This is a genomic window from Shewanella sp. HN-41, assembly GCF_000217915.1.
In the GTDB taxonomy this organism is placed as follows: domain Bacteria; phylum Pseudomonadota; class Gammaproteobacteria; order Enterobacterales; family Shewanellaceae; genus Shewanella.
On the sequence record NZ_AFOZ01000017.1, the window covers coordinates 98,100 to 114,690 of the forward strand.

The following is a 16,591-nucleotide window of genomic DNA, read 5'->3' on the forward strand; positions in this document are numbered from 1 at the left end:
TTAGTTAATTAAACTGATTCGGTATTACTTGCGCGAAGGGCACTGATTAACGCTTCCCTAAGGGTATTTTCTTGGGTTTCATTAAGTTGCAAGCCATCATTGGTCTGCAACATAAAAAAGTCTTCCGCACGCTCGCCGATAGTAGTGATCTTGGCCGCGAGCAGAGTTGTGTTACAACGGTAAAAAATATCACCCACTTTAGCCAATAGGCCCGGTGTATCTAAGGCGATAAGCTCCATCATACTTGTACCATGGCGACTGCTTTCGAGGAAACTGACCTGTGTTGGTACATTAAAAGGTTTCATCTTACGCGACAGTTTTCTAAAGCGTGGCAGTTTGGGGCTGTCGCTCGACAGGGCCTTTTCGAGCGCCTTGCGGATACTTTGAATGCGCGAAAGCTGACTCACTGGCTCACCATCCTGCTCTAAAATCACAAAGGTATCGAGGGCGTAATTGTCTTTTGACGTCATGATGTTGGCATCATGGACGTTGATATTTTTATTGTCGAGTACCGCCATCACAGTTGCGAACAATTTTGGCCTATCTTGGCAATAGACAAATAGCTCAGTGCCACCACGGGTAGTGTGCTTAGAGACGAGCACTAAGGGCTCATCTTGTTGTTTATGCTTTAAAATCGCTTCTGCGTGCCAAGCGACTTGATTTGGCTGGTGGCGTAAAAAGTAGTCCGCTTTGAAGCGCTGCCAGAGAGTATCCAAATCTTTTTCTTTTAGTCCGCGGCGTAGCAGTTCTTTCTTGGCCTTGGCTTGGTATTCGCGCACCCTGGCACGGATATCGACGGGTTTTTCCTTACCGCGGGCGAGCACCCTTTGGGTTGAAAAGTACAAGTCGCGTAGCAGAGAGCCTTTCCAGTTATTCCAGGTTTTTTCATTGGTGGCGCAGATATCGGCGACGGTTAAGCAATATAGATAGCTTAAATGCACCGCATCACGGACTTTATTGGCAAAATCGGCAACCACATCGGGATCGGAAATATCCCGGCGCTGGGCAGTGACAGACATCACTAAATGATTCTCGACCAGCCAAGCCACCAAACGGCCATCGTGGTCGTTTAACCCGTGCAGTTTACAGAAGGCGAGGGCATCGCTACTGCCCAGTTTACTGTGATCGCCGCCGCGGCCTTTGGCGATATCGTGGAAGATCGCGCCTAACACCAGCAAACCTTTTTTGGGTAGCTGGTTGATCAGAATCGAACCTAAGGGAAATTCTTCCTTTTGTTCGGGCTGAGAGAATCGTTCAATGTTCAGCAGCAATCTGTGGGTGTGTTCATCGACGGTATAGGCGTGGAACAGGTCAAACTGCATTTGCCCCTCAATATGGCGCCACGCGGGTAAATAGGCCGACAGTACGCCGTGTTTATGCATTAACGATAGGGCCACAATCCCCCGAGGATGACGCAGAATTTCCATAAAGGCTTGGCGACAGAGCGGGTTTTCTTGCAAGGCTTGCGGCTGGGCGCGTCTTGCGCGGCGCAGTGATCGCAGCGTAGGGGCGTAAATGCCTTTGATGTTGGAGTTTTTCGCCACATGCACAAACAGACGTACAATTTCTTCGCCACTGTCGAACAAATCCTCCCGTAGGGCTTCGATAAAGGCGCCACGACGTTGATAGTCATTATCAATCGCTTGGATTTCCAGTGCCTTGGTATGGCCAAGGGTTGCCCGTTTAAACAACTGCAGCAGCATTTCGTTAAGCTCCATCACTCGGCGAACCGTGCGATAGTAGCGTTTCATCATTTGTTCTACGGCGAGTTGGGTGGCGTCTTCATACCCCATTAATTCAGCGACTTGGCGCTGTACATCGAACAACAGCCGATTTTCATCGCGTCCAACCGTCATATGCAGAGCAAATCGCAGCTTCCACAGAAAATACTGACATTCGAGCAACTCTTCTAATTCGGCGGGTTCTAAAAAATCGTACTGAACGAGTTCTTCAAGTCTTGACGCGCCAAAGTGGCGCATGGCGACCCATGCTATGGTCTGAATATCCCTAAGGCCGCCAGGACAGCTTTTTAAGTTTGGCTCTAAATCGAAGGCGCTGGCTTTGGCATGGCGGGCCGTTTGTTCATCCCGTTTGGCGATAAAAAAATCGCTAGAGGTCCAAAAATCACTCTGGCGAATGGCGTCATATAAACGGTCGAATAGGGATTCTGGACCTGAGATCAAACGGGCTTCTAAAAGATTCGTCGCAATAGTGATATCTTCGCGGCCCAATCTTAGGGTGTCGTCCAATGTTCGCACGCTGTGGCCGATTTCGAGACTGGCATCCCATAGAAAGGCGATAAACTCGCTCAGTGCCCCTTCGGCTGCGGAGGATAATTCCCCACCGTACAGAACCAACAAATCAACGTCTGAGTGGGGATGCAACTCGCCACGGCCATAACCGCCCACCGCAATGAGGGCAATGTCATAGGCGTCTAGACCGTGCTGTATCCATGCCTGTTTGACGAGGGAGTCGACAAATTGGCAGCGCTGCGTGACGAGCTCTTCAATCGGGACTTTTGCTTTAAATTTTGCTAAAAGCGTTTGATTTTGTTCGATTAGTGCAAGTTTTACGAGCTGAGCTGTATTCATCGAGTCCCTTGTTTGGATTATTTAGTGATTGATAAAGCGTGGAAAATCTTCCTCGTCCCGTAAGGTGAGCACTTCAACACCGGTTTCAGTCACTAATAAAGTGTGTTCCCACTGGGCTGAGTTTTTACCATCGGAGGTGGTGACCGTCCAATTGTCATTGCGGTCTAACACTGTGGTGTGACGACCCGCGTTGATCATAGGTTCAATGGTAAAACACATGCCTGGGCGTAAAATGGTGTTGTCGCCATTGCGATAATGCATCACTTGTGGTTCTTCGTGGAAACCAGCACCAATACCGTGACCACAATAATCTTGCACGATGGAATATTTCTCAAGGCCTGTTTTGCTGGCTTTGATGAATTTTTCGATAGTATTGCCGATTTCACCCAGTTTTAAGCCGGGACGTACCTTACGAATCGCCAAATACAGGCTCTCCTGGGCAATGCGGCACAGACGTTTATCTTTCGGGCTCACGTCACCTATTAAAAACATTTGCGAGGTATCGCCGTGGTAGCCATCTTTAATGACGGTAATATCGATATTGAGAATGTCGCCATTCTTCAGTGGGGGATTATCATTTGGGATACCATGGCAAATGACGCTATTTACCGAAGTACAGATGGACTTAGGAAAACCATGATAATTGAGCGGGGCGGAAATCGCACCTTGCTCTTCGGTATACTTGGCGCAGATATCGTTCAGTTCATTGGTGGTGACACCCGCCTTAACATAGGGGGCGATCATTTCTAACACTTGTGCGGCAAGCTTACCCGCTGCGCGCATTTTTTCGATTTCTTCTGCTGTCTTGATGACGATACTCATTGCGTTTTCTCTTGTGTCTTCGATGTCTATTGGCCACGCTATCCCTGTGCAAAAATTTGTGCTTTAGGGCTATTTATGGTATAAAGCGCGCCGTTATGTTTAAGTCTTGATGAATTGCCCGAGGTCAGCTTTATGCGCTCTTGGGCGATGGCAAAACTAAAGATGGCGGCCATTATACATGGCAATTTGTCTAAATACTAAATCACACACGTGTCGACACATTCTTCGGGGTGCCCTCAGTTATTCACTGCGGGGTCGAAGACATGGGATACGTGGAGGTCTAACCCCCTAAATTTAAAGGTAATAGAAATGACTACAGTTTCAATGCGCGATATGCTTCAGGCCGGTGTCCACTTTGGTCACCAAACCCGTTACTGGAACCCAAAAATGAAGCCATTCATTTTCGGTGCTCGCAACGGTGTTCACATCATCAACCTTGAGCATACTGTGCCAATGTTCAATGAAGCGCTGGCTTTCATCAGCAATGTAGCTTCAAAGAAAGGTAAAGTATTATTCGTTGGTACTAAACGTGCTGCAGGCGAAGCGATCAAAGAAGCTGCTCTGTCTTGTGACCAGTACTACGTTGATCACCGCTGGTTAGGCGGTATGCTGACTAACTGGAAAACCGTTCGTCAGTCAATCAAACGTCTGAAAGAACTGGAAAGCCAATCAGTAGATGGTACTTTCGACAAGCTGACCAAGAAAGAAGCGCTGATGCGTACTCGTGAGCTTGAAAAGCTGGAAAAATCTTTAGGCGGTATTAAGAACATGGGCGGCCTGCCAGACGTATTATTCGTCATCGGTGCTGACCACGAGCATATCGCTATTAAAGAAGCTAACAACCTGGGTATCCCTGTTGTTGCAGTTGTTGATACTAACTCTGCGCCAGATGGTGTTAACTACATCGTTCCTGGTAACGACGACGCGATGCGTGCTATTCGCCTGTACACTACTTCTGTAGCTGCTGCTGCTAAAGCTGGCCGTGGTCAAGATTTAGCTGTTCAAGCTGAGCAAGACGGTTTCGTAGAAGCCGAATAATAATAAGGCGGGATGATTATCATCACCCTTATTAACCAAGATTTTTGATTGGTTAACAGGGGCCATTCGGCCCCTGTTTTATATCTGCAAATTAGTCGAATTTTTAGAGAGGATTTAACAATGGCAATTTCTGCTGCCCAAGTTAAAGAACTGCGTGAGCGTACTGGCGCAGGCATGATGGATTGTAAAAAAGCCCTAGAAGAAACCAACGGCGACATGGAGTTAGCAATTGACAACATGCGTAAGAGCGGTGCTGCTAAGGCTGCTAAGAAAGCAGGTAACATCGCTGCTGACGGTACTATCCTGATCAAAAACGGCGAAGGTTTCGCAGTTCTGTTAGAAGTAAACTGCCAAACTGACTTCGTTGCTAAAGATGCGAACTTCTTAGGTTTTGCTAACTCGGTATTAGACGTTGCTGCAGCATCTAAAATCGCTTTAGAAGACTTAAAAGCACAGTTCGAAGAAGCGCGTGTTGCTTTAGTTGCTAAAATCGGTGAAAACATCAACGTTCGTCGCGTTGAGTACATCGACGGTGCTAGATTAGCTTCTTATCGTCACGGTGAGCGTATCGGTGTGGTTGTGACTGGTGACGCTGATGACGAAACTCTGAAGCACATCGCTATGCACGTTGCCGCTTCTAAGCCTGAATACGTTAACCCAGAAGACGTTCCTGCTGACGTAGTAGCTCGTGAACAAGCTCTGCAAATCGAAATTTCAATGAATGAAGGCAAACCTGCTGACATCGCTGAAAAAATGGTTGTTGGTCGTATGAAGAAGTTCACCGGTGAGATCTCTCTGACTGGTCAAGCTTACATCATGGAACCAAAGAAAACTGTTGGCGAATTCTTGAAAGAGAAAGGCGCTAAAGTCACTAACTTCATTCGTTTAGAAGTGGGTGAAGGTATTGAGAAGAAAGAAGAAGATTTCGCAGCTGAAGTTGCTGCTCAAATCGCTGCTTCTAAAAAGGCTTAATCGCCAACGCTAAATACCCCCAAGACCGCAGCAATGGCTGCGGTCTTGTTATGACCAGGATAAAAATTATGAGCACCAATCCAAAACCTACATTTAGACGCATTCTTCTAAAATTAAGTGGCGAAGCACTGATGGGCGACGAAGGCTTCGGCATCGATCCAAAAGTATTAGATCGCATGGCTCAGGAAGTGAAAGAGCTGGTAGAGTTAGGTATTCAGGTGGGAGTGGTCATTGGTGGTGGTAATCTGTTTCGCGGTGAAGGCTTGGCAAAAGCTGGCATGAACCGTGTGGTGGGCGATCACATGGGTATGCTGGCAACGGTGATGAACGGCTTGGCTATGCGTGACGCCCTGCACCGTGCCTATGTTAATGCTCGTCTAATGTCAGCAATCCCATTAAAAGGGGTGTGCGATGACTACAATTGGGCTGAAGCGATCAGCTTATTAAAATCAGGCCGTGTGGTTATTTTTGCTGCGGGTACCGGAAATCCCTTCTGTACAACGGATTCTGCGGCTTGTTTACGTGGCATTGAAATTGAAGCCGAAGTCGTGCTAAAAGGCACTAAAGTTGACGGCGTTTACTCCGACGATCCAATGAAAAACCCTGACGCCGTTAAGTTCGATGAGTTAACTTACGGTGAAATACTTGAAAAAGAATTAAAAGTAATGGACTTAGCTGCCTTTACTATGGCGCGTGACCATGACATGCCTATCCTAGTGTTCAATATGAACAAACCCGGCGCATTACGTCGCGTGATTATGGGTGAAGAAGAAGGCACATTGATCCGAGCGAAAAAAGTTATTTAATGACCAAGAAGGACATTTAACGTGATTACTGATATTAAAAAAGATGCTCAAGAGCGCATGGGCAAGTGCGTAGAAGCGACTAAAAACCAAATGGCTAAGGTGCGTACAGGTCGTGCACACCCAAGCTTGCTGGACTCAATTCAAGTGTCTTACTACGGTACTATGACACCACTGAACCAAGTGGCCAACGTGGGCGTTGAAGATTCTCGTACTCTGTCTGTGACCGTGTTCGACCGTAGCGCTATTCAAGCGGTAGAAAAGGCGATCATGAGTTCAGACTTAGGTTTAAACCCAATGTCTGCTGGCGCAACTTTACGCATCCCATTGCCTGCGTTGACGGAAGAGCGTCGTAAAGACTTTATCAAAGTTGTGCGTAACGAAGCAGAAGCAGGGCGAGTTGCTATTCGTAACGTCCGTCGTGACGCTATTTCTGAAGTGAAAAAGCTTGAGAAAGCTAAAGAATGCACCGAAGATGATGTTCGTCGCAGCGAAGAAGAAGTACAAAAGTTCACCGATGCTCACATTAAAAAGATTGATGAGATTTTAGCGGCCAAAGAAATTGAGTTGATGGAAGTCTAATCTCAAGTTCGATAAGCTAGAGTTGATGCGCCGTGTAGGGGTATACTACACGGCGTTTGTCTATTTTAAAGGGTTGTAATAGATGTCATCCACAGTGGAATTTGATCCGCAATCTAGGTCGGACGAGTGTGAACACTATGCTCAAACGACCTTGCCTGGACAATTACCCGAACTCGTTAAACAGTCATTACCTAAGCATGTTGCCATCATTATGGACGGTAATGGACGCTGGGCTCAAACCCAGGGCAAGCCGCGAGTCATGGGGCATAAGGCCGGTGTTAAAGCGGTGAGACGTGCGGTGAGCACGGCGAGTCAATTAGGGATCCAATCGCTGACGTTATTTGCGTTTTCTAGCGAGAATTGGCGCAGACCCGATAAAGAAGTCAGTTTACTGATGGAATTGTTTTTACTGTGTTACAGCGTGAAATAAAGCTACTGCATAAAAATCAAGTTAAGCTCAATATTATTGGTGATATCAGTCGTTTTTCCGCTCGTTTACAGAAACAAATCAGTGCCGCCCAAGAAAAAACGGCGGGGAATACTGGGCTTATCCTCAATGTTGCTGCCAATTACGGTGGGCGTTGGGACATACTGCAAGCGGCACAAAAGTTAGCGCAAAAGGTCGAAACTGGCGAAATGACCAGCAGTCAGTTCACCGAAGAAGCCTTAAGTGAACATTTGTGCATGCAAAATCAGAGTGAAGTTGATTTAATGATCCGCACGGGTGGAGACTGCCGTATCAGCAACTTTGTGCTGTGGCAGGCGGCCTACGCAGAATTGGTGTTTATTGACACCCTTTGGCCTGATTTTGATGAACAGGCTTTTCATGAAGCGATTGCTATTTTTGCCAGTCGCCAGCGCCGTTTCGGTTTGACGGGAAGTCAGATTGATGAGATGCGCGCATTGTAAAACGTCATGAGGGATTTTTTTTGCTAAAACAACGTATAATAACAGCAATTTGGTTAATTCCATTAGTTTTGGGGGCAATCTTTTTACTCCCTATCGAATACTTTGCTTGGGCTTTAGTTGCCGTCTTTCTTATCGCCGCTAAGGAGTGGGGGCGGATTATTGATAGTCAGTGCGATGTCACCCAATGGAGTTTTACCTGCACTGTCGGTATTTTATTAATTGCAATAAATTTAATTGTTCCAATCGATGCCGTTTGGCTTAGGGGACAGTTGCATCCTATCTATTTAGCCGTGATCTTTATAGGTGCTCTTTGGTGGGCGGTTTCGCTTTTTCTGGTTATTACTTATCCTAAAAGCGCCAAACTCTGGCAAAAAAATCCCATGTTAAAGTCCATGTTTGGACAATTAACCTTAGTGCCCTGTTTTGTGGCGCTGATTGCCCTTAAGTCTATTAGCTCACAGATTTCGCCTTACTATGGAGCATCTTTAGTGCTACTGGTGATGCTGATTGTGTGGGCGGCGGATTCAGGCGCTTACTTCGTTGGCAAGGCGATAGGTAAACGCAAACTGATGCCCGCGGTTAGCCCAGCTAAAACCCTTGAAGGGCTGATCGGTGGATTGGCGACGACCATGGTCGTCGTGGCAGGGATCATGTATATCTCCCCAGAGCAAGAACTGGGCTTAGTGGTGGCGGTAACGATTTTTGTGGCGCTGATTTCGGCCCTTGGCGACTTGTCCGAGAGTATGTTTAAACGTGCCGCTTGTATTAAAGATTCGGGAACGATTCTCCCTGGGCATGGCGGTGTACTCGATCGCATCGACAGCCTGACAGCGGCTTTGCCGGTGTTTACCCTGATCTACATTGCATTTTGGATGTGACGCTATGCAAAATATGGTGATTTTGGGTGCGACAGGCTCGATTGGTGCCAGTACCTTAAGTGTCATTTCAGCCAATCCTGCCGCTTACCGTGTTTATGGGCTAGTGGCGAATGGGAGTGTCGATAAGATGCTCGCCCTCTGTGTGGCACATCGACCCCAAGTCGCCCATATGGTTGATAAAAGCGCGGCCTTGGCACTAAAAGCATTATTACCTCCGGCGCTCAATATCCAAGTCACCAGTGGTGAGGATGAATTGCTCGATTTAGTCACCTCACCAAAGGTGGACACTGTGATGGCGGCGATTGTCGGCGCCGCAGGTCTTGTGCCGACGCTCGCCGCGGTAAAGGCAGGTAAACGCGTATTGCTTGCCAATAAAGAGGCGCTGGTGATGTCCGGCGAGCTGTTTATCGAAGCCACCAAAGCCTCTGGTGCAACCTTGCTCCCCGTTGACAGTGAACATAATGCCATTTTCCAATGTTTACCCCAAGAAGTGCAGGCCAATCTTGGCCGTTGTGACTTAGCGGCATCGGGGATTTCCCATATTCTGCTAACGGGTTCTGGCGGACCTTTCCTGCGTTCGGATCTGGCAACGCTTGCCGCCATGACACCTGCACAGGCCTGTAAACATCCTAATTGGTCCATGGGGCCGAAGATTTCGGTGGATTCGGCAACCATGATGAATAAGGGTTTAGAGTTTATCGAGGCGCGCTGGTTGTTTAACACTCAGGCAGAGCAACTTAAAGTGGTTATCCACCCACAAAGTGTGATCCACTCTATGGTGCAGTACAAAGATGGTTCTGTGATTGCCCAGATGGGCAACCCAGATATGCGTACCCCTATCGCCCATTGCATGGCCTATCCACAAAGAATTCATTCGGGCGTTGAACCTTTAGATTTTTTCAAAGTCGGACAGTTAAGCTTTTATGAACCTGATTTTGAACGTTTCCCCTGTTTGGCCTTGGCAATGGAGGCCTGTGCCCAAGGTCAAGAGGCGACAACCGTATTAAATGCAGCCAATGAAATGGCGGTAGAGGCGTTTTTGCAAGGGCGAATTGGTTTTACGCAAATAGCTAAAGTCAATGAAGCTTGTTTAACGGCGGTTCCTAAAGGGGCGATGACCAGCATTGATGATATTATTGCGTTAGATACGCAAACGCGGGTTTATGCGCGTGAAATCTTGGCCAAAATCGCTTAAGCACAGTTGATTGATGCCGATTAACGGATGACATAAGGAGTGGAATGTTAGATTTTTTATGGAACTTAGGTTCTTTTATCGTTGCATTAGGGCTGTTAATCACTGCCCACGAGTACGGCCATTTCTACGTTGCGCGTCGCTGTGGCGTCAAGGTCGAGCGTTTCTCCATTGGTTTTGGTAAGGCGATTTGGCGCAAGATTGGTAAAGACGGCACCGAGTATGTATTAGCCATGATCCCCCTTGGCGGCTATGTCAAAATGCTCGATGAGCGGGTAGAAGATGTGCCCGATGAATTAAAAAATCAGGCGTTCAACCGTAAAACCGTGTGGCAGCGTATTGCCATTGTGGCCGCTGGCCCCATCGCCAATTTTATTTTTGCCATCTTAGCACTGTATTTTATGTACTTGATCGGCGTGCCATCACTTAAACCTGTTATCACCTCGACGACCCCAGGAACCGCTGCGGCGCAAATTCAAGTCACTGAGCCTATGCAAGTTACCGCGATATCGGGACAAGCTGTGCGTAACTGGGAAGAAGTGAATTTAGCCTTGGTTGGGCATATTGGTGATGAAAGTTTAAGCATATCCCTTACACCTTTAAATGGTCTACAAGGGTTAGACTCAAGCTCGCGGACTTATACCTTAGATACCCGTCAATGGCGTTTTGACCCTGAAAAAGAGTCGCCTATTACAACCTTAGGCTTGGGAATTTATCGGCCAGAAATTGAGCCTAAGATTGCATCAATCAGCCAAGATAGCGCCGCCGAAAAAAGTGAACTTAAGATCGGTGATATTTTAGTTGCCATAAATGGTGAAAATTATACCGATTGGCAGGCTTTTGTTGACATTATTCAACATTCTGCCAATGTGCCTGTGGGTCTAACAGTGCGTCGTGGTGGAGAACAGTTTACTGTCTCTGTGACTCCTTCGAGTGCAACAAATAGCGAAGGAAAGGAAATCGGGGTATTGGGCGTGAGCCCCGCTCAGGCACAGTGGCCTGAGAATATGCGTTTACAACTAGAATATGGACCAATCGATTCTTTGGGCATCGCAGCCGATAAAACATGGCAACTTGTTGTTGTGAGCTTTAAGATGATTGGCAAATTATTTACCGGCGATGTGTCGGTGAAAAACCTGAGTGGGCCCATTTCAATCGCACAGGGTGCGGGCAGTAGTGCAAACTATGGCTTGGTCTACTTTCTCGGGTTCCTCGCGCTCATCAGCGTTAATTTAGGCATCATTAATTTGTTGCCTTTACCCGTGCTCGATGGGGGACACCTGCTGTATTACTTTGTTGAAGTAATAACTGGTAAACCTGTATCTGAAAAGGTGCAGGAAATAGGATTCAGATTTGGGGCAGCACTATTGCTGATGTTGATGAGCATTGCGCTTTTCAATGATTTTGCCCGACTCTGAGCAAGGACAGACTAATAATTAGAAGTGCTCTATGAGATTGAATAAACTTTTTGCCTCGATGTTATTCGTCGGTGCGTCGTTTTCAGGGACTGTGTTGGCGGATACTTTCCAACCCTTTGAAGTGACCGACATCCAAGTTGAAGGTTTGCAGCGAGTCGCACTGGGTGCTGCCTTGTTAAGCTTACCAGTAAAAGTAGGTGACACTGTTGACCAGTTAAGAATTCAACAAGCCATTAAAAGCCTGTATGCATCGACTAACTTTGAGAATGTCTCTGTGAGTCGTGACGGTGGTGTATTGGTGGTGAAAGTCACTGAACGTCCAACCATTAGTGCTGTAACCTTTGAAGGCAACAAAGACATTAAAGACGAACAGTTACAGGAGAGTCTGGACGGTTCTGGTGTTAAAGTCGGCGAGTCCCTTGACCGTACTATGTTGACGGGCATTGAAAAGGGCCTGCAGGACTTCTATTACGGTGTGGGTAAATACGGCGCCAAAGTCGAAGCGCAGGTGATTAACTTGCCCCGTAACCGCGTCGAATTAAAATTCAAATTTACCGAAGGTTTAGCCGCCGAAATTCGCCAAATCAACGTGGTCGGAAACAAAGAGTTCACCGATGCCGAGCTTATCGGCATGTTAGAACTAAAAGACTACGTGGCATGGTGGGATCTGTTTGGTGAACGCCGCTATCAAAAGCAAAAGCTACAGGCCGACCTCGAGACCATCAAAACCTATTATCACAATAAAGGTTATATCCGCTTTGAAGTCACCTCGACTCAAGTGGCGATGACCCCAGACCGTAAAGGCTTATATATCACCATCAACGTCAATGAAGGTGAAAAATATAAAGTGAAAGGGATAAACCTGACCGGCGATCTGATGGGCCGTGAAGAGTTGATGCAATCGATTCTGCCGATCAAAGCGGGCGATATGTACAACGGCGGTGATGTGACCTTCACCGAAGAAATGTACAGCAAGTATTTAGGTCGTTTCGGTTACGCTTATCCTGAAGTCAAAACCTACCCAGAAATCGATGATAAGACTAAGGAAGTGACCTTAAATATCAACATTAAACCGGGTAAACGGGTATATGTACGTTCGGTAAACTTCAGCGGTAACACTGTCACCAAAGATGAAGTGATGCGCCGCGAGTTGCGTCAGATGGAAGGGGCCTGGTTAAATTCGGCGCAAATAGAGCAATCGAAAGCTCGTCTTAACCGTTTAGGCTTCTTCGAAACTGTAGATACCGAGACCATTCAAGTGCCAGGTACCGACGATTTAGTCGATGTGGCCGTTAAGGTGAAAGAGCAGCCATCGGGGTCATTCAACGCCGGTGTCGGCTATGGTACAGAATCCGGTCTGAGCCTACAGTTTGGGGTGCAGCAAAATAACTTCCTCGGGTCGGGTAACCAAGCGGGCGTGAGTTTAAGTACCAACAAGTACTCTAAGAACGTTAACTTATCTTATACCGATCCCTATTGGACGAAGGATGGTGTTAGCTTAGGTGGCAGCGTTTATTGGAACGAGTTTGATGCAAACGAAGCTAACTTAGAACGTTATAAAAACAGTTCTTACGGTGTGGCGCTCAACTCAGGTTTCCCGATCAACGAATATAACCGCATCAACGGTGGTGTAGGCTATCGCCATAACACGATTTCTGAAATCTCTGCCTATGAACAGGCACTGCGTTTCTACAACATCTACCGTGACGATGATCCTAACGCAGACTTAAGTTTCGATAACTTCGAGTTAAACCTCGGTTGGTACCGCAGTACCTTGAACCGTGGCACCTTCCCAACGGACGGTTCATCACAACGTTTAAGCGGTAAGATGACGGTACCTGGCTCGGATTTACAGTACTTTAAGACAGACTTTGACACTAACTTCTATCAGCCAATCACTCGCAGTCACAGCTTTGTGCTTCTGGCCCGTGGTCGCCTAGGTTATGGTAATGGTTATGGTCAATTTAATGATAACGATCAGATCCTACCTTTCTGGGAAAACTATTACTCTGGTGGTAGTAGCTCCTTGCGTGGCTTTAAGTCAAACTCTGTGGGCCCCCGTTCATTCTATCTCTATCGTGGCAGCGAACCCTGTGCGCCAGAACCATCGGGTGATGGCTGTAGCTTACCAGGCGATCCAAATAGTATTCAGGTCAGTTCAGGCCGTTCTATTGGTGGTAACGCCATTGCAACAGCCAGTATGGAGTTGATTGTTCCGACGCCATTCTTGGATGAGGCTTACACTAATTCCGTACGTACCAGTTTCTTCGTCGATGCAGGTAACGTATGGGATACAGAGTTTGATTATGATAAGTATCGAACACTGCCTGCGGAAGAGTTTGATAAGTTACAGGACTACAGCGATCCATCCCGTATTAGGGCTTCCTGGGGCTTAAGTTTACAGTGGCTATCGCCAATGGGACCTATGGTATTTAGTCTGGCGTGGCCAATAAAAGAATACGAAGGCGATGAAACAGAGATCTTCTCGTTCAATATTGGCAAAACTTTTTAAAAGGCATACACTCGGCAGGTTTTGCTGAATATAACAAAGGTAACAAGGAGTCTATTTTGAACAAGATGGTAAATCGTGCCCTGATGACGTTAGTTTTATTAGGTGCGCCGTTAGCAGCACAAGCTGAGAATATTGCCGTAGTGGATATGGGTGCTGTGTTTGAACAGTTACCACAACGTGAACAGATCTCTCAATCTCTGAAAACAGAGTTTGGTGACCGCATGGCAGATGTTCAGAAAATGCAAGAAGAAATGCGCTCTCTAATGGAGAAGCAGCAACGTGATGGCGCGTTAATGAATGACGCGCAAAAAACGGAACTGGTTCGTAAAATGGAATCGCTAAAATCTGAATATCAGTTAAAGGGCAAAGCACTGGATGAAGACTTACGTCGTCGTCAAGGTGAAGAGCAAAACAAACTGTTAGTTAAAGTGCAAAAAGCCATTAACACTATCGCTGAAAAAGAAAAATACGATTTAGTCTTACAACGTGGTGCCGTCATTTATGTTAAGCCAAACGCTGACATCAGTGGCAAAGTGGTTGAAGCCTTAAGCAAAGGCAAGTAATAGATGAAAAGTGTGACTTTAAAAGAGTTAAGCCTGCTATTGGATGGTGTGATCCAAGGTGATGATGCGTTAGTGATATCCAGCGTAGCGACCCTAGAACATGCCAAAGCGGGTCAAATCTCTTTTTTAGCCAACAGCAAATACCGTACTCAGCTTGAGGCAACTCAAGCGAGTGCGGTGTTATTGTCGGCTAAAGATGCGCAGGACTATCAAGGTACTGCATTAATCGTAAAAGATCCGTACGTGGGTTTTGCCCGTGTTGCCCAGTATTTAGACACTACGCCTAAGGCGGCTCAGGGGATTCATCCTTCCGCGCAAATTGACCCCACAGCACGCTTAGGTGAAGGCGTGTCTATCGGTGCTAACGCAGTTATCGGGGCGAATGTTATCCTCGGTGAAAATGTGCAGATTGGTGCGGGCACTGTGATTGGACAAGATACGATCATAGGTTCAAACACTCGTCTTTGGGCGAATGTGACTGTGTACCATGATGTGCAACTCGGTCAAGATTGTATTATCCATTCGGGCGCAGTATTAGGTTCCGATGGCTTTGGTTATGCTAACGAACGTGGCCAGTGGATTAAAATTCCACAAACCGGCGGTGTACGTATTGGCGATCGGGTTGAGATTGGCGCGAATTCAACGGTAGATCGCGGAGCATTAGGTCATACCGAGATCCACAGTGGTGTGATTATCGATAACCAAGTGCAAATTGCCCATAATGATATTATCGGTGAGAATACTGCCATTGCAGGCAGCACCACAGTTGCGGGCAGTGTCACTATTGGTAAATATTGTATTATTGGTGGTAATAGTGCTATTGCTGGCCATTTGTCCATTACCGATGGTGTGCATATTTCCGGTAGTACTAATATTACCAGTACTGTGCGTGATCCCGGTTTATACTCTTCTGCCACTGTGGCAATGGATAACAAACTTTGGCGTAAAAACACAGTGCGTTTCCGGCAATTGGACGAGCTATTTCAGCGCGTGAAGACGTTGGAAAAAAATTTAAAAACACCAGATTAATTGCCCCAAGGCAATTTGAGGAACAAGGTTCGTGTCTAATCAAATGAACACTATGGATATTACGGAGATCCTTAAGTATCTGCCCCATAGATATCCATTCCTATTAATCGATCGCGTGCTGGACTACACCCCAGGTGAGAGCCTGCAGGCGATTAAAAACGTGACCATTAATGAGCCCTTTTTTCAGGGACACTTCCCCGTGCAGCCAGTGATGCCAGGTGTGCTCATTTTAGAAGCGATGGCACAGGCAACGGGTTTGCTTGCCTTTAAAACCATGAGTGATGATGTACCGCCACCGGGCGTACTGTATTACTTCGCGGGTATCGACAATGCACGTTTTAGACGTGTGGTTGAGCCAGGCGATCAAATCCATTTTGATGTCAAAATGATTAAAGAGCGCCGCGGGATTGGCGTCTTCTACGGTGAGGCCAAAGTGGATGGTGAAGTGGTTTGTTCCGCTGAAATCATGTGTGCCCGCAGAGAGATTAATCAGTGATAGATACATTAGCGTTTGTGCATCCCGATGCAAAAATTGGTAAAAACGTCACCATAGGTCCATGGAGTTATGTGGGCGCGGGTGTTGAAATTGGCGACGATTGTTGGTTGAGCTCCCACGTAGTGGTGAAAGGTCCAACGGTTATTGGTAAAGGCAACCGTATTTTCCAATTCGCCTCAGTGGGTGAAGAATGCCAAGACAAAAAATACGCTGGCGAGCCGACTCGGCTGATCATTGGTGATAACAACGTTATCCGCGAACACGTGACTATTCACCGGGGTACAGTTCAAGATAACAGTGAGACCCGTATCGGCTCCAATAACCTGTTTATGAACTATGTGCATATCGCCCATGACTGTGTGGTTGGCGATAATGTGATTATGGCAAATAACGCGTCTATTGCAGGTCATGTGCATGTGGGTGACTGGGCGATTTTAGGTGGCATGACAGGTGTTCACCAATTTGTGCATATCGGTGCCCACGCGTTTACTGCGGGTTGTTCTTTAGTGCTGCAGGATGTGCCTCCCTTTGTGATGGCATCGGGTCAACCAGCCATTCCACGCGGTTTAAACAGCGAAGGCATGAAGCGTCGTGGTTTCTCTAAGGAAAGCCAATTAGCGGTGCGACGTGCCTATAAAACCTTATACCGCAGTAGCTTGACGGTAGAAGAAGCGATGGAAGCCTTGGCTGAAGATGCACAGAACGATGAACAAGTGAAATTATTCCTTGAATTTGTCAAATTATCGAGTCGTGGCATTATTCGCTAACTCGATCAATGCATGAAAA

14 protein-coding genes and 1 pseudogene are annotated in these 16,591 nt (G+C 46.9%); 13 read left to right on the plus strand and 2 right to left on the minus strand.

The annotated features are described in order from the left end of the window. Positions 1–8: 8 nt before the first annotated feature. Both glnD and map read right to left on the minus strand, forming a co-directional pair. Positions 9–2,591 carry a bifunctional uridylyltransferase/uridylyl-removing protein GlnD gene (glnD, locus tag SOHN41_RS06400; RefSeq protein WP_007646780.1) on the minus strand — a complete coding sequence of 861 codons (2,583 nt, stop codon included), beginning with the start codon at positions 2,589–2,591 and terminating at the stop codon, positions 9–11. 21 nt (positions 2,592–2,612) lie between these two features. Further along, entirely contained in the window at positions 2,613–3,413 is an 801-nt protein-coding gene (map, locus tag SOHN41_RS06405; protein ID WP_007646782.1) for a type I methionyl aminopeptidase, read from the minus strand. 309 nt (positions 3,414–3,722) lie between these two features. Between map and rpsB the strand changes: the two genes are divergently transcribed. From rpsB to lpxA, 13 genes and pseudogenes are all read left to right on the plus strand, one after another. Continuing rightward, positions 3,723–4,451 carry a 30S ribosomal protein S2 gene (rpsB, locus tag SOHN41_RS06410; protein ID WP_037458301.1) on the plus strand — a complete coding sequence of 243 codons (729 nt, stop codon included), beginning with the start codon at positions 3,723–3,725 and terminating at the stop codon, positions 4,449–4,451. Positions 4,452–4,571: 120 nt separating this feature from the next. Further along, positions 4,572–5,423, plus strand: a complete 852-nt coding sequence (tsf, locus tag SOHN41_RS06415; protein WP_007646787.1) for a translation elongation factor Ts — start codon at positions 4,572–4,574, stop codon at positions 5,421–5,423. Between the two features lie 68 nt (positions 5,424–5,491). Then, entirely contained in the window at positions 5,492–6,229 is a 738-nt protein-coding gene (gene pyrH, locus SOHN41_RS06420) for a UMP kinase (protein WP_007646789.1), read from the plus strand. A 21-nt stretch (positions 6,230–6,250) separates the two neighbouring features. Continuing rightward, positions 6,251–6,808 (plus strand): ribosome recycling factor, encoded by a 558-nt coding sequence (gene frr / locus SOHN41_RS06425; RefSeq protein ID WP_007646790.1) that lies wholly within the window; start codon positions 6,251–6,253, stop codon positions 6,806–6,808. An 82-nt stretch (positions 6,809–6,890) separates the two neighbouring features. Next, a pseudogene (locus SOHN41_RS06430) lies at positions 6,891–7,717 on the plus strand (isoprenyl transferase). 20 nt (positions 7,718–7,737) lie between these two features. Further along, complete coding sequence (locus SOHN41_RS06435) at positions 7,738–8,595, plus strand: phosphatidate cytidylyltransferase (protein WP_007646793.1); 858 nt, start codon at positions 7,738–7,740, stop codon at positions 8,593–8,595. Positions 8,596–8,599: 4 nt separating this feature from the next. Beyond that, complete coding sequence (ispC, locus tag SOHN41_RS06440; protein ID WP_007646794.1) at positions 8,600–9,790, plus strand: 1-deoxy-D-xylulose-5-phosphate reductoisomerase; 1,191 nt, start codon at positions 8,600–8,602, stop codon at positions 9,788–9,790. A gap of 44 nt (positions 9,791–9,834) precedes the next feature. Beyond that, complete coding sequence (rseP, locus tag SOHN41_RS06445) at positions 9,835–11,205, plus strand: sigma E protease regulator RseP (RefSeq protein WP_007646795.1); 1,371 nt, start codon at positions 9,835–9,837, stop codon at positions 11,203–11,205. 31 nt (positions 11,206–11,236) lie between these two features. Further along, complete coding sequence (gene bamA, locus SOHN41_RS06450; protein ID WP_037458304.1) at positions 11,237–13,717, plus strand: outer membrane protein assembly factor BamA; 2,481 nt, start codon at positions 11,237–11,239, stop codon at positions 13,715–13,717. 65 nt (positions 13,718–13,782) lie between these two features. Beyond that, positions 13,783–14,280, plus strand: coding sequence for an OmpH family outer membrane protein (locus SOHN41_RS06455; RefSeq protein ID WP_037458306.1), 498 nt, complete (start codon positions 13,783–13,785; stop codon positions 14,278–14,280). A 3-nt stretch (positions 14,281–14,283) separates the two neighbouring features. After that, the gene (gene lpxD / locus SOHN41_RS06460) at positions 14,284–15,309 is read left to right on the plus strand and encodes a UDP-3-O-(3-hydroxymyristoyl)glucosamine N-acyltransferase (protein WP_007646800.1); all 1,026 of its coding nucleotides are present in this window, start codon (positions 14,284–14,286) and stop codon (positions 15,307–15,309) included. A gap of 31 nt (positions 15,310–15,340) precedes the next feature. Continuing rightward, positions 15,341–15,805 carry a 3-hydroxyacyl-ACP dehydratase FabZ gene (gene fabZ / locus SOHN41_RS06465; RefSeq protein ID WP_007646801.1) on the plus strand — a complete coding sequence of 155 codons (465 nt, stop codon included), beginning with the start codon at positions 15,341–15,343 and terminating at the stop codon, positions 15,803–15,805. Continuing rightward, positions 15,802–16,572, plus strand: a complete 771-nt coding sequence (gene lpxA / locus SOHN41_RS06470; protein WP_007646802.1) for an acyl-ACP--UDP-N-acetylglucosamine O-acyltransferase — start codon at positions 15,802–15,804, stop codon at positions 16,570–16,572. Before fabZ ends, lpxA begins: the two co-directional genes overlap by 4 nt. Positions 16,573–16,591 lie beyond the last annotated feature (19 nt).